Consider the following 15,118-nt stretch of genomic DNA (forward strand, 5'->3'; position numbering starts at 1 on the left):
AACAAAGCATTTCAATGAAATATGCAAAAAAACAGCCCATATTTCAAAAATATAGGCTATTCTAAATTAATTAAATTTATACATTAATAATAAGTGTATTCATATCTTAATGATTGACTTATGCTACCTCCCTCAGTCATATAAGTTCTTTCCATCACAGTAGGATAGCCGCTATTGTTATAGGTATACTCATAAGATATTGTTCCAGTTAATTCATCTGTATCAGAATTATATTCACTAGCAGCATTAATATTATTATTTGAAGATGCTCCTAATAACTTTCTAAAATAATCTGGTTTGACATTCTTAAGTGGATGATTTTTGTCATCATAACTATATGTCAAATAAGTCGGAGACCAAAAGTAATCACTATTTTCATATCGAGTCATATTACCATTTGAATCAAATTCCATAGTTTCCGTATTAGAGATATTATCTACATCATCACAATCTGAAAATTCTGCATCTTCATAATAGAAATGTCTAAATAAACTAACATTTTGAGTACTATCATCATATTCAAATTCAATTCTATCGACCTCAGGTAAATCATCGCTATAAGAAATATCTTGACAAATTTTTACAACTAAATCATTTTCATATTCTAGATAATCTATCTCAGTTCTAGTATCACCCCAAGCATCTAATTCAACCTCTGTGAATGAAACCATAATATTTTCTGAATCATATTCATAAGTTGTTTCAATTGATTCACCATAAATATTTGTAAATGTCATACTAGACACATTGCCTTCTGAGTTATACTCATAAGTAGTTGTCTCCTCAGTAACACCACTGCTTATTTTTTTAATTGTTTTAATTTTTGATCCATCACCTGCAGAAGGTGAATCATTGTCACTGTTTTCAGATGAGCATGACAAAATAATTGAAGATAAAGTAAAAAGTAATAGTTTTTTCATATTGTTAAATTTCAGACAAATATATAATTATATACAAATTACACAACTCAACAACACTCAATAAACAAAAAGCCGACTCTAAAAGAGTCGGCTTTTTGTTTTTTTATATGTTTGGCTTATCCACCAAAGTCGTCAAATCTAATGTGTTCATCTGGGATACCAAAATCCTCACCCATTTTCTGAACAGCTTGGTTCATTAATGGTGGACCACAAAAGTATAATTCGATATCTTCTGGCGCATCGTGAAGGCTTAGGTAATTATCAATAACACAGTTATGAATAAATCCTACGAAACCATCACCTGCTTCATCATTGATATCTTTCTTCACTTTCCAGTTATCTTCCTCAAGAGGTTCAGATAATGCCAAGTAAAATTTAAAGTTAGGGAAATCTCTTTCTAATTCTCTAAAATGCTCTAAATAGAACAATTCACGCTTAGAACGACCACCATACCAATAGGTTACTTTTCTACCAGTTTTTAATGTTTTGAATAGATGATACAAGTGAGAACGCATTGGCGCCATACCTGCACCACCACCAACATAAAGCATTTCACTTTCAGATTCGTTGATAAAGAATTCACCGTAAGGACCTGAAATTACTACCTTATCGCCTGGCTTTTGAGCAAAAATGTATGAAGAGGCAACACCAGGATTTACATCCATCCAGCCATTTTTATTTCTATCCCATGGTGGAGTAGCTATACGTACGTTAAGCATAATTTCTCTACCTTCTGCTGGGTAAGAAGCCATAGAGTATGCACGCTCTACCGTTTCATTATTCTTCATTACTAAAGGCCAAAGACCAAACTTATCCCACTCTGCTTGAAACTTATCTGGTGTTTCGTGCTCTTCAGGGTGAGCTGTAATATCTATATCTGAATATTTAATTTCACAAGGTGGAATTTCAATCTGAATATATCCACCAGCCTTGTAATTCATATCTTCAGGAATTTCTACTACGAATTCCTTGATAAATGAAGCTACGTTATAATTTCTTACAACAACAGCTTCCCATTTTTTGATACCAAAAATCTCTTCAGGAATGGTTATTTCCATATCCTGCTTTACTTTTACTTGACAAGCCAAACGTGCACCATGTTGCAATTCTTTTCTAGAGAAGTGAGGTGTTTCAGTTGGTAATGCTTCACCACCACCTGATAATACATGACATTCACATTGGATACAAGTTCCACCACCACCACAAGCAGATGGTAAAAAGACTTTTTGTCCACCTAAAGTACTTAAAAGTGTACCTCCAGAAGCTACTTCTAATTCTTTTTCACCATTAATAGTGATCTTTACAGGGCCAGAAGGAGATAATTTTTGTTTTACAAATAGCAATAATGCAACCAGTACTAATGTTACTAATAAAAATGCACCTACTGTTGCTACTATTGTTCCGATTGTATTTGCGGCTAATATCATCATACTAATCAATTACTTGTTTGTATTTTCAGCTACATTTAAGTTAGACTCAACTTTAGCTTCTTTGTTTACTTCTTCTTTTATTGTTTCGACAGTTGCAGTTTTGTTTTCAGGTTTAGACTCTTCATCACCACCTGTCAACATTCCACCAAAACTCATAAAACCAATCGCCATTAGACCTGTAATAATAAACGTAATACCTAAACCTCTTAAAGCTGGTGGTACGTTACTATATCTAATTTTTTCACGTATAGCAGCAATAGCTAAAATTGCCAAGAACCAACCAATACCAGAACCTACACCATAAGTTGTAGCTAAACCTAAAGTTGGTATTTCTCTAGATTGCATAAATAAAGAACCACCTAAAATAGCACAGTTTACAGCAATTAATGGTAAGAATATACCTAATGAGTTATAAAGTGATGGGGAAAATTTCTCAACCACTATCTCTACTAATTGTACCATCGTTGCGATTGTAGCAATAAACATGATAAAGGATAGGAAACTTAAGTCATAAACTGCATAATCTTCTCCTAACCATTTTAATGCTCCTGGTTGTAATATATATTGATCTAACAACCAGTTTAACGGTACTGTAATTGCTAAAACGAAAATTACGGCAGCACCCAGACCAACGGCAGTAGACACTTTTTTAGATACAGCTAAGTAAGAACACATCCCTAAAAAGGTTGCGAATACCATGTTATCTATAAATATCGATTTAAAAAATAATTCTATATGTTCCATATTTTTAAAAGTCTTCAGTTTTCAGTTTTTCAGTCAACAGTAGCTTATCTGCATACTGTTAACTTATTTACTGATTACTTAATTATTAGTCTTCTATTAAGTCTTTATTTCTTGAACGTTGTACCCAGATAATAATACCTACAACTATAAGTGCCATTGGCGATAATAACATAAAACCGTTATTTTCATAACCTATAGAATATAGTCCTGTTTTTTCAATAGGGTCACCCAATACTTTAAAACCTAATAAAGTACCAGAACCTAAAAGTTCTCTAAAAAATCCTACTATAATTAATATTACACCATAACCTGCAGCATTACCAATACCATCAAGAAATGATCTCCAAGGACCGTTACCTAAAGCAAACGCTTCAAAACGTCCCATGATAATACAGTTAGTAATGATAAGCCCAACGAAAACAGATAAGGTTTTACTTAATTCATATGAGAAAGCTTTAAGCACTTGGTCAACTATAATTACTAAAGCTGCAACAACTACAAGCTGAACTATAATTCTAATTTTAGAAGGAATAATATTTCTCATTAAAGAGATAACCACATTCCCTATACCTAATACAGCCATTACTGATATTGCCATTACTATAGACGCTTTTAATTGCGCTGTAATCGCTAGAGCAGAACAAATACCTAATACTTGGATAGTAATTGGGTTATTATCCGCTAATGGATCAGTAATTAATTTGGCATCTTTTTTTGATAAAAGTCCCATATGATTAGTTGTTTTTTAAGTTATCGAAATAAGGCTTGTAAAGTTTTAAATCACTTTTTATCATTGCTGTAACACCATTTCCTGTAATGGTAGCACCAGCAATAGCATCAACCTGATTATCTGTTTTATCTTCGTTTTTAGGATCTGCGTTACCTTTAGCAACATCAATTCCTTTAAAAACTCCTGCTTCAGTTAATAAATGCTCTCCGTAGAAATCGTCCATAAAGAAACGTTCTTTAATATTAGCACCTAAACCTGGCGTCTCACCTTTATGATCAAAATAAGCACCTTGAACAACCATATCTTTATCCATTGATATGAATCCCCAAATAGCATCCCATAAACCTTTACCATATATTGGTGCTACATAATAAGTCTTACCATCTTTTTCACCTATAAATAAAGGTAATTGTCTAGGTTCACCAGCAGCTGCATTAGACTTTTGCTTTTTAATATCAATTAGATACGGCTCCTTATTATTCTCAGCAACATATTCGTCACCTGTTTGAGTTTTTAAGATTTTTCCATCAGCATCAACAGTGATAACAATTTGTTCTTTTATGTATTTAGAAAAATCTTCTGGTGCTTGTTCTGTAGAAACAAAAATCGCACTACTCTCATCATTATTGTTAATACCCATTGCGTATAGAATATTTTGTTGCTTTTCTATACGTTGGTTTTCAGAAATTTTTGGAGCTAAAGATGACGCTGTAAAGGCTAATAAAGCTCCTACAATAAATACCATTATGATGGCAAATATTATTGTGTAAATATTACTGTCTGTTTTATTACTCATCTTAAGCTGTTTTTACTTTTACACGTTTCATTCTTTTCTTCACATTACCTTGAACTACGTAATGATCAATTGTAGGTGCAAAAACGTTCATTAATAAAATTGCTAACATCACACCTTCTGGATATGCTGGGTTGAATACACGAATCATAATTGAAATAAAACCAACTAAGAAACCATATATCCATTTACCTTTTGTAGTTTGAGAAGCCGTAACAGGATCTGTTGCCATAAAAACCGTACCGAAAGCAAAACCACCAATTAATAAATGATGCCAGAACTCAGTACTCATTAAGCCATAAAACTTACTAGATTCTGTGATCCATCCTGAACTTACAACACCATTAAAGATTAAGCCCATTACTAAAGCTCCTAGTACTGAAGATAACATAATTCTCCAGCTTCCAATTTTAGTGAAGATTAAGAATAATGCTCCTAATATGATTAGTAAGGTTGATGTTTCACCAACCGATCCTGGTATAATACCGTAAAACATATCCATAACATCATATCCTGCTGCTTTACCTTGTGCTAAACTTCCTAATATTGTTTCACCAGATATGGCATCTACATTTTGACCTGCCGCAATCATTTGATCACGTTCAACTGCTCCATGTACCCATACTTTATCACCTGACATCCATGTTGGATAAGCGAAGAATAAGAATGCTCTTATCGTTAAAGCTGGGTTAAGAATATTCATTCCTGTACCACCAAACACTTCTTTACCAATTACAACACCAAAGGCTACTGCTACTGCTAACATCCAAAGTGGTGTATCTACAGGAACTATTAACGGCACTAACATACCTGTTACTAAGTACCCTTCTTCTACTTCGTGTTTTTTAATAACAGCAAATAGGAATTCTATTGCTAAACCAACACCATAAGATACAATGACTAATGGTAAAACTTTTTGCAAACCGATAACTAAGTTATCCCAATTCCAAAATGCTCCATCAAAGAATCCAGCCGCAGGAGCAATTTCTCCTAAAGCTAAGTGGTGCTGATAACCAGCATTGAACATACCGAAAATTAAACATGGTACTAAAGCCATGATTACAATATTCATTGTACGTTTTAAGTCGTCCGCCGCCTTAATATGTGTACCACCATGAGTAGTTTCGTTCGGCAAGTATAAAAATGTATGAAGTGCATTAAAAGCCGGAGCCATTTTAGTGCCTTTATACTTTTCTTTAAGATTATGTAAATTACTTTTTAAGCTCATTATCCTATCTCTTTAAGCATTAAGTCTAATCCTTCTCTAATTATTTTTTGGTGTGGTTGCTTAGATACACAGATAAATTCTGTTAATGCAAAATCTTCTGGTGCAACTTCATACATCCCTAAAGCTTCCATTTCATCTAAATCTTGATACATACAAGCTTTTAGAATTTGTAATGGATATATGTCTAATGGAAAAACTTCTTCGTAAGAACCTGTAACAACAAATGCTCTGTGCTCACCATTAGTATTGGTATTTAAATCAAATTTCTTCTTAGGGTTTAACCATGAAAATGTTAAAGCTCTAGATGTTGAAACTTTATTGAAAATTGGCTTATTCCAACCAAAAAACTCGTAATCATCTCCTTCTGGAATAACTGTAATTACATTACTGTAATAATCTAAATTCCCATCTGGAGCTACTTGCTTTCCTGACAATACGTTTCCTGAGATAATACGATCATTACCGTCTTTATCAACTCCGTTATCATACACCATAGTTGAAACCTCTGAACCAATCTTAGTTTTAAAGTATCTTGGTTTTTTAACTGAAGATCCTGCTAAAGCAACAATACGTTCAGCATTGAATTTACCAGTTAAAAGAAGCTCTCCTATAATTACCAAATCTTGAGCATTTACTGTCCAAGCAACTTCACCTTTATTAATTGGATCAACTTTGTTGATAAGAGTTCCTACGTTTCCTGACGGATGTGGTCCTGAAACTTTATGAACAACAACATCATTCAAACCTGCAAGAGGAGAACTGTTGCTACCTACAGAAACATGAACCTTACCTTCTGTTAACTTTGATAAAGCTGTTACTGCTGTTTGTAATTCAGTTTCTTTTCCTTGAAGAGTATAATCTAAATCTGCAGCTAAAGGTGCACTAGCATAACCCGAAATAAAGATTGCCTTTGGCGAATGCTCTGGGTTTGCTACTACATCGTAAGGACGTTGCTTAACAAAAGCCCAACATCCCGACTGTAATAAATGAGCCTTTAATTTATCTGCATCTGATGATAAATCAAATTTACCATGATCCACATAAACCTGCTCCTTATCTGCAGTTATTTTTATAGCGTCTATACGACGTCTTGGTCCACGTTGTACTTCAGTTACTTCACCAGAAACTGGCGATACAAACTTCATAGCCTCATAATCTTTATTATGAAATAAAGTCTCACCTGCCTTAACACGCGTACCTTCTTTAGCAATAAGTTTTGGGATAATACTGTGGAAATCTTCGGGTCTTACAGAGTAGAAATTGCTTACTATAGCATTTTCTGTTGCTTTTTCGGCGTTACCTACAAGCTTTATGTCTAAACCCTTTTTAATTCTGATGTCTTTTGACATATGTATTAAAGATTAGTTATCTAAAAATCGGTGCAAATTTAATAATTAATGCGCAATAATATTTCAAAATAAAGTTAGTATTTTTATTTATAATGATTATAAATAACTAAAACCACCAAGGCATAGAATTTGATTATCTTTACACCATAGTTTTATTACATATGAAAAAAACACACAGTTTCGTTATTCTTTTTTTGACTTCATTAAGCCTTTTAGCTCAAGTAGAAGAAGTTAGTGCACCATATTTTATAAAAACCATCACTTTCAAAAGCAATACAACCCAAGGTCAATTACCTATTCTAAAACTTGGTGAACAATTAGTTTTAGAGTTTGATGCGCTTACTGGTTACGAAGAAGATTTTTACTACGTCATTGAACACTTCAATTTTGATTGGACACCGACAAATTTGGTAAAATCGGAATACATAAGAGGTTTAGACAACCAACGCATCAGAAATTACGAAAACTCATTTAACACATATCAAATCTACTCACACTACACTTTACAAATTCCAAATACTCAAACCCGAGCTATTTTAAAAAGTGGCAATTATATGATTTCAGTCTATGATGACTACGAAGAACTTATGTTTAGCAGAAAATTTATGGTCTATGAAGATTTAGTAAATGTAGGAGTTCAAGTAAAGCGCTCTAGAAATGTTAAAGAAATTGCTGAAAAGCAATCTGTAGATATGGTGATTTCAACCAGTAGTCTTAATTTCAATAACCCTTTGGAAAACATCAAAACATTGATAATTCAGAATAACAATCTAAACACATCTATCTCTGACTTAAAACCTCAATATACGCTAGGAAATGAGCTTATTTACAGATACAACAAAGAATCTGCTTTTTGGGGAGGTAATGAATATTTCTATTTTGAAAACAAGGATGTTAGAGCAGCTAATGTTGGAGTTCAATTTATAGATTTAAAAGACATTTACCACAGCTATTTGTTTACCAATGTATCTAGAAAAAATTTACCATACACTTACAATCCTGATATTAACGGTAATTTTCTGGTAACAGCCATCGACACCGAAAATGTTGATGTAGAAGCAGATTATACTATGGTACACTTTTCCTTAAAAAACGAAGAATTACTCGATAAGGACATTCATGTTTATGGTAATTTTAATGCTTTTGCAATTGAAGATTTAACCAAAATGCAGTACAACCCAGAAAGCGGTCGATATGAAACTATGTTGAGATTAAAGCAAGGATTTTACAACTACAAATATGTAGCTGTAGATAAAACAACCAAGGAGTTAGACGAAGGAGCTATTAGCGGAGATTTCTGGCAAACCGAAAACAATTATAAAGTATTGGTGTATTACAGAGATTTGGGAGCTCGCTTTGATCGACTTATTGGATTTGGCGAAGCAAATTCTGAAAACATAACAAACTAAACTTTATTAATTAGAAGTTCCTTACACTAGTATTTCTTTTTATCTTTCTATATCCTAAAAGTTAAAGACCCAATGGAAAATGATATTGCCCTATTTTCTGAATTATGCAATGAACTTTTTGAGCAGGAAAAAAAACAACCTGTTGCCAAACTCATTCCATCTTCAGAATTATATAAAAAATTAGACTTATCATTAAATGCGGAAGGACTAGTCGATGAGCAACTAAAAGAATCTCTCAGACAAATTATAAAGTACACACCTAAAACCGCCTCCAAATCCTTTTTCAATCAACTTTTTGGTGGTCGTTTAAACAAAGCAACATTAGGTGATTTACTTGCTGTAATGTTAAATAACAGTATGTATACCTACAAAGTCGCTGGCCCGCAAGTAGGTGTTGAAAAACAAATCATAAAAAATATTTGTCAACTAGCAGGCTACAATCCAGAAAGTGATGGAACATTTGCACCTGGCGGATCCATGACTAACATGATGGCTTTGATTATGGCCAGAGATTATAAAAACGAATCTGTTAGAGCCACAGGGATAACCAAACCTATGACGCTTTACACTTCGATTGAATCGCACTATTCGCTTTCTAAAAATGCTGCCATGACTGGTATTGGACGTAATCAGGTTCGGTTTGTCCATACAAATGAAAAAGGCCAAATGTCAGCGACACATTTAGAAGAACTCATTATAAGCGATATAAAAGAAGGCTACGAACCCTTTTTTGTTAATGCTACAGCAGGAACTACTGTACTTGGAGCATTCGATAATATTGAAGAGATTAGCAAGGTCTGTAAATCACATAACTTATGGCTACATGTAGATGGAGCGTATTGTGGAAGTGTTATTTTTAGTGAAAAATATAAGCATCTTGTTCGCGGCTTAGAACACTCAGATTCTTTTAGTGTTAATGCCCATAAAATGCTAGGCACACCTTTGAGTTGTTCTATAATTGTAACACAGCACAAAGAACAACTTCATCATTCCTTTTCTAATGAAGCAGATTACCTTTATCAAACTGATGGTGATGAATTCAACTTAGGAAAAACCTCTATTCAATGTGGAAGAAGAAATGATGCCCTGAAGTTTTGGACGCTATGGAAGTCCGTTGGTACAAATGGGTTAGAGAAGATTGTAGACAAACAGTTTAAAATGGCTGATATTGCTAGAAATTACATCAAAAACCACGAAGATTACACACTCTATAGTTTTGAAGAATCCATATCTGTTTGTTTCAATTATAAAAATATTCCAGCGAAAGAATTATGCACAGCACTTTATGAAAACTCTGAATTAATGGTTGGGTTTGGAAAGTTCAAAAATCAAGAGTTCGTCAGGATGGTTACCATCAATAGCTTGCTAGATGAAGCGTCAATTTTTTCGTTTTTTGAAACCTTAGAAGCATTTGCATCTCGTAAAATGTTAAAAATCACCACTACTTAACAGATTTTATGGTGCTTCATTCAAAAAATATGCTATTTTAGCATACAATTTTACAAGATTAATGGTACAACAAGTTACAAGCGGGATTAAAATTTCGGTAGAAACCAATTTTGAAGGCACATTTTATAAGAATTATAAAGTGCACTTTGCTTTTGGCTACAAAGTAACTATTGAAAACCAAAGTAAAGATTCCGTCCAATTAAACTCTAGACACTGGAAAATACTTGACGCCTTAAACAATGAAGAAATTATTGAAGGTGAAGGTGTTATTGGTAAAAAACCTGTTTTAAAACCTGGTGAATCTCATACTTATAATTCTGGCTGCTTACTAACGTCTCCTTTTGGAGCAATGCAAGGCCACTACAATATGGTTAACTTTACCAAAGCCAGCAAATTTAAGGTTTACATTCCTTCTTTTAAATTGAGCGCTCCATTTGCACTTAACTAATTATTATAGTTTTTCAAGAATTCAAACTTGTAGATTTTAGACTTTTGTTCTATTTGAAAGAACAGACAGTTTGAATAATGCACAAAATTGTATTCTGCATCTATATCAAAATTCGCTGAACAAATTTTATAAACTCCATCGCAATCAATATTTCCGTAAGGTGAAATACGTCTGAACCTATACTCAAACTCATGATTTAAACTGTAAAGCTCAAACCACGCTCCTGCCGCTATTCCACCAAGCCACTGCGCATGATGTTCTTTTTCGTCATTGTGTTTAGGCTTAATAGTTCCAACTACACTCGGACTATAATCTTTCAATGTATCTAAAAACAACCTCCTATTTTCTTTACTCACGGATGATTTAAATTCCTTTATCTCACCTTTTTCAGAAACAACATAAACATCATTTTCCGTATCAGCTATTACCACGTTTCCGATGGTACTAGGCGTAAACCATTTAGAACGTTTCAAATCTCTTTTTATCTTCGAATAGGTAATTGAAGCTATTAGTGTATCCGTCACAAACCTTGCACAATTACAAGCATCTTTTATAAAAGCAGCATACCTTATAAAACCTTCGGATTGCATTTTATTTATATGGTTCCGAGCCAAATTATAGTCTATTGTATCACAAACCGAAGCATATAAATTACCATCACCATGAGTTAATTTAGGATTAGCAGCTAGAAACTTTAGAATTTCGTCTAGATTCTCAATTCTATCGTTTTTAATCATAGCCTTCAAAGGAAAATTGAGCTCAAAATCGGTTTCTTTTCCTCTCACTCTACCATTAGGCGAAGGCGTGATGTAACGTCCAAAATCGTGATATTCTAAAACACCTGTAGACTTCTTAATAAGAACCAAAGCTGCATGACCTGCTCTTACGTGATTTTTATTCCCAATGAAAAAGAACCTGAGAAACTTAGAATACCATTCTTCTGCATGAGAAACAATAGTTTCTGGATAAGCCAGTGTTAAAATAAATGCATCATTTTTTACCATATTCAATTGACTAGAATTGAGAGGACAACTTACAAAAAATATAGTTTTATACGTCTCAGAAGTGTATTGATTGTAACCTATATTCTATTATAAATATTGTACCTTTACTGCTCTTAAATTTTAAACTTAAAAATAACGACAATTATGGGAAAAGGATTCTTTAATGTACCTGTTGCAGTTAACGAACCTGTTAAGTCATATGCTCCAGGTTCTCCAGAACGCGAAGCTGTAGCCGAAGCATACAAATCATTATTCAATAGTAAAGTTGAAGTGCCTCTATACATTAACGGAAAAGATATTAAAACTGGCAACACCAGAACTATGTCTCCACCTCACGACCATCAACATATTGTAGGCGAATACCATGTAGCTGAAAAGAAACATGTTGAAGACGCTATCTCTACTGCATTAGAAGCACGTAAAGCATGGTCTCAATTAACATGGGAACAACGTGCTGGTATTTTCTTAAAAGCTGCCGAATTAATTGCAGGTCCTTATAGAGCAAAGATTAACGCAGCAACTATGATTGCTCAATCTAAAACAATTCATCAAGCTGAAATTGACTCTGCTTGCGAATTGATAGACTTCCTAAGATTTAACGTTCAGTATATGACTGACATCTACATGGAACAACCAGAAAGTACAAGTGATGCTTGGAACCGTGTTGAATACAGACCTCTTGAAGGTTTCACATATGCCGTAACACCTTTCAACTTTACAGCTATTGCAGGAAACCTACCTGCTTGTATGGCATTAATGGGTAATGTTGTGGTTTGGAAACCAAGTGACAGCCAGATTTATTCTGCTAAAGTTATTATGGATGTATTTAAAGAAGCTGGTGTGCCTGACGGTGTTATTAATGTTGTTTTTGGTGACCCAGTTATGATTACCGATACCGTATTAGCTAGTCCAGATTTTTCAGGATTACATTTTACCGGTTCTACATTTGTATTTAAAGAATTATGGAAACAAATTGGTAATAATATCCATAACTACAAAACGTATCCGAGAATTGTTGGTGAAACCGGAGGTAAAGATTTCATTGTAGCACATAAAACAGCAAACCCAAAACAAGTAGCCACTGCTATAACTCGTGGCGCTTTTGAATTTCAAGGTCAGAAATGTAGTGCTGCTTCTAGAGCTTACATTCCTAAAGGTATTTGGAACGAGGTTAGGGATTTTGTTTTAGAAGACCTAAAATCTTTTAAAATGGGATCACCAGAAGATATGAGCAATTTTATTACTGCTGTAATACATGAAGGCTCATTCGATAAACTTGCTAAGTATATTGATGAAGCTAAATCTGCAAGTGATGCCGAAATTATTGCTGGTGGTGGTTATGATAAATCTAAAGGCTACTTTATAGAGCCAACAGTTATATTAACAACTAATCCAAAATATACAACAATGTGTACAGAGCTATTTGGCCCTGTAATTACTATATATGTTTATGAAGATGATGCATATTCTGAAACTTTAAAATTAGTAGACGAAACTAGCGAATATGCGCTAACTGGGGCCATATTAGCAACGGATAGATACGCTATTGATCAAGCAACAAAAGCGTTACAGAACTGTGCTGGTAACTTCTATATTAATGACAAACCAACTGGTGCTGTTGTAGGTCAACAACCATTTGGTGGAGCTAGAGCTTCAGGTACTAATGACAAAGCTGGTAGTGCTCAAAACTTATTACGCTGGGTATCTCCAAGATTAATAAAAGAAACTTTTGTAACTCCAACGGATTATAGATATCCTTTTTTAGGATAAGTTTCTAAACAACTAAAATTAAAACCCTTAAAGGATATTTTTCTTTTAAGGGTTTTTTATTGCGAATTGAAATTCATAAATGAAAAGTACAATCTGCATACATAATCTTTGTACCTTTAAGCTGTTAATCAAAATGTTCCAACATGAAAAAAAGCTACTTTACACTTTTATTTTTATTACCCTCACTAATTTTCTCTCAGGTTTCAATCACTTCAGGAATAACTCCAGATTTATCTTTATATGGAGAATCTACTAACTATCCTGGTGAAGGTGAGTATCAAATATTCTTAAGTTCAGATAACATTTTAGATAAACCAATCATTTTAGTTGATGGTTTTGATCCAGGCGACACTAGAGATATAACTGGAATTTATGATCTTTTGGATTTTGAAGGCACTTCAGGAACCGAAAATTTAGCAGACCTGCTTCGCGTGGAAGGTTTTGATATTGTAATCTTAAACTTCCCAACCTACGTAAGAACTGCTGATGGCGCCACTATTGATGGTGGAGCTGACTTTATTGAACGCAATGCAATGGTTTTGGTTGAATTAATTGATACTATAAATACTGCTAAAGCTAGCAATAGCCCTGAACAAAATGTAATTATCGGCCCAAGTATGGGTGGCATTATTACCAGATATGCTCTAAATTATATGGAAAATCAGACTTTAGATGCAGATACCAGATTGTATATCTCTTTTGATTCTCCTCATCATGGTGCGAATGTTCCTATTGGCTTACAACACCAATTGAATTTTTTAGCTAATAACGCATTAAGTCCTGTTACTGAATTGCAGCCTTTGATTAACGGTTTTTTAAAGTCTTCTGCAGCAAGACAGTTATTAGTCGATCATCTTGAAGCTCATTTATCTGGTGTTGATGCTTATACTTTTGATCCAGCATTAACGTTACCAGAACCTCATCCATTCAGAAGTATATTAGAAAATGACATTAACAGTTTAACAGCTTCAGGCTTTCCAGAGAATGTTAGAAATGTAGCTATTGTAAATGGTAGTGGTATTGGGAGTGCTTATCTAGCAAAAGACAACATTACTCCCGTGACAAATGGATTTGTAATTGCTGACACTACTATACCTGTAAGTTCTCCTATTGGTACTATTAATGTAGATATTGAATTAAATATGACACCAAGCGCAGGAACTCCACAACAAGTCAGTCGTTTCTTTGCTCCGCTTATTCCGCCTGTAGTACCAAATTTGGAATCTACAGCTGATTCTGGAACAACAAATTTTGACGGTGTAGATAGTGCGCCTGGTGGGTTATTCGGTTTATCTGCTCTAACTGGTGATCCTGGCACTGGTAGTGATATTGCAACAGATTTTATAAATGCCTTACAAATAGATAAGTTTAGCTTTATACCTACTGTAAGTGCTTTAGCTTTAGAAATCACCAATGAAGCAAGTGGAGACAATATTGATTGGCATCACAGTATCAATTTAGCAAGTAGAGGCACAACAGATTTAACTCCTTTTGACAATACTTTTTTACCTGATGATAACGAGTACCATCTACAACTAACTGAAAATAATGTTGCTTTTGCTCTATCAGAAATTCTAACTCCTCCTTTAAATATCTCTGAAATCAATAATCACAATTTTAGATTGGAAAAAACTGTAATTGAAAATAACCTAGTTTTGATCTCTGATGATTATACAGATGCTAACATTACTGTTATAGACATTACAGGAAATATTGTTTTCAGCAAAACAATAGCATTAGAAAATCGTACTGATATCAATATAAACGTTGGAAAAGGAATGTATATCATCAATTTAACTAGCGCTGATAATTCAGTATTTACCTCTAAGTTTTTTGTGAATTAA

The 15,118-nt window shown here is 33.8% G+C and carries 13 protein-coding genes; 5 read left to right on the forward strand and 8 right to left on the reverse strand.

Going from position 1 to position 15,118, the window contains the following annotated elements; genetic code table 11:
* Positions 1 to 83 precede the first annotated feature (83 nt).
* The 7 genes from AC2H4K_RS04050 to AC2H4K_RS04080 all read right to left on the reverse strand — a co-directional run bounded on the left by AC2H4K_RS04050 (position 84) and on the right by AC2H4K_RS04080 (position 7,194).
* Complete coding sequence (locus AC2H4K_RS04050) at positions 84 to 920, reverse strand: hypothetical protein (RefSeq protein ID WP_281138511.1); 837 nt, start codon at positions 918 to 920, stop codon at positions 84 to 86.
* Positions 921 to 1,036: 116 nt separating this feature from the next.
* Positions 1,037 to 2,347, reverse strand: coding sequence for an NADH:ubiquinone reductase (Na(+)-transporting) subunit F (gene nqrF / locus AC2H4K_RS04055; RefSeq protein ID WP_281138793.1), 1,311 nt, complete (start codon positions 2,345 to 2,347; stop codon positions 1,037 to 1,039).
* A 12-nt stretch (positions 2,348 to 2,359) separates the two neighbouring features.
* Positions 2,360 to 3,094, reverse strand: a complete 735-nt coding sequence (gene nqrE, locus AC2H4K_RS04060) for an NADH:ubiquinone reductase (Na(+)-transporting) subunit E (protein ID WP_281138512.1) — start codon at positions 3,092 to 3,094, stop codon at positions 2,360 to 2,362.
* A gap of 85 nt (positions 3,095 to 3,179) precedes the next feature.
* Positions 3,180 to 3,824 carry an NADH:ubiquinone reductase (Na(+)-transporting) subunit D gene (locus tag AC2H4K_RS04065; RefSeq protein WP_281138513.1) on the reverse strand — a complete coding sequence of 215 codons (645 nt, stop codon included), beginning with the start codon at positions 3,822 to 3,824 and terminating at the stop codon, positions 3,180 to 3,182.
* 4 nt (positions 3,825 to 3,828) lie between these two features.
* Positions 3,829 to 4,620 carry a Na(+)-translocating NADH-quinone reductase subunit C gene (locus tag AC2H4K_RS04070; RefSeq protein ID WP_281138514.1) on the reverse strand — a complete coding sequence of 264 codons (792 nt, stop codon included), beginning with the start codon at positions 4,618 to 4,620 and terminating at the stop codon, positions 3,829 to 3,831.
* A gap of 1 nt (position 4,621) precedes the next feature.
* Complete coding sequence (locus AC2H4K_RS04075; protein WP_281138515.1) at positions 4,622 to 5,845, reverse strand: NADH:ubiquinone reductase (Na(+)-transporting) subunit B; 1,224 nt, start codon at positions 5,843 to 5,845, stop codon at positions 4,622 to 4,624.
* The gene (locus AC2H4K_RS04080) at positions 5,845 to 7,194 is read right to left on the reverse strand and encodes a Na(+)-translocating NADH-quinone reductase subunit A (RefSeq protein ID WP_281138516.1); all 1,350 of its coding nucleotides are present in this window, start codon (positions 7,192 to 7,194) and stop codon (positions 5,845 to 5,847) included. Before AC2H4K_RS04080 ends, AC2H4K_RS04075 begins: the two co-directional genes overlap by 1 nt.
* A 161-nt stretch (positions 7,195 to 7,355) precedes the next feature.
* Here AC2H4K_RS04080 and AC2H4K_RS04085 point away from each other — a divergent pair, with 161 nt between their 5' ends.
* The 3 genes from AC2H4K_RS04085 to apaG all read left to right on the forward strand — a co-directional run bounded on the left by AC2H4K_RS04085 (position 7,356) and on the right by apaG (position 10,500).
* A complete protein-coding gene (locus AC2H4K_RS04085) occupies positions 7,356 to 8,603 on the forward strand; it encodes a type IX secretion system plug protein (protein WP_281138517.1) in 1,248 nt (415 codons plus the stop codon).
* A 72-nt stretch (positions 8,604 to 8,675) separates the two neighbouring features.
* Positions 8,676 to 10,052, forward strand: coding sequence for a pyridoxal phosphate-dependent decarboxylase family protein (locus tag AC2H4K_RS04090; RefSeq protein ID WP_281138518.1), 1,377 nt, complete (start codon positions 8,676 to 8,678; stop codon positions 10,050 to 10,052).
* A 61-nt stretch (positions 10,053 to 10,113) separates the two neighbouring features.
* Positions 10,114 to 10,500: a Co2+/Mg2+ efflux facilitator ApaG/CorD gene (apaG, locus tag AC2H4K_RS04095; protein ID WP_111682085.1), complete on the forward strand. Its 387-nt coding sequence runs from the start codon at positions 10,114 to 10,116 to the stop codon at positions 10,498 to 10,500.
* Here apaG and AC2H4K_RS04100 read toward each other — a convergent pair.
* The gene (locus tag AC2H4K_RS04100; RefSeq protein ID WP_281138519.1) at positions 10,497 to 11,504 is read right to left on the reverse strand and encodes a DUF6695 family protein; all 1,008 of its coding nucleotides are present in this window, start codon (positions 11,502 to 11,504) and stop codon (positions 10,497 to 10,499) included. The two genes, apaG and AC2H4K_RS04100, sit on opposite strands and share 4 nt — an antisense overlap.
* A 144-nt stretch (positions 11,505 to 11,648) precedes the next feature.
* On the opposite strand from AC2H4K_RS04100, the gene pruA reads away from it, so the two are divergent.
* Both pruA and AC2H4K_RS04110 read left to right on the forward strand, forming a co-directional pair.
* Positions 11,649 to 13,274: an L-glutamate gamma-semialdehyde dehydrogenase gene (pruA, locus tag AC2H4K_RS04105; protein WP_281138520.1), complete on the forward strand. Its 1,626-nt coding sequence runs from the start codon at positions 11,649 to 11,651 to the stop codon at positions 13,272 to 13,274.
* Between the two features lie 143 nt (positions 13,275 to 13,417).
* Complete coding sequence (locus AC2H4K_RS04110; RefSeq protein ID WP_281138521.1) at positions 13,418 to 15,118, forward strand: T9SS type A sorting domain-containing protein; 1,701 nt, start codon at positions 13,418 to 13,420, stop codon at positions 15,116 to 15,118.

Source organism: Winogradskyella sp. 266wxhm, from assembly GCF_058964685.1.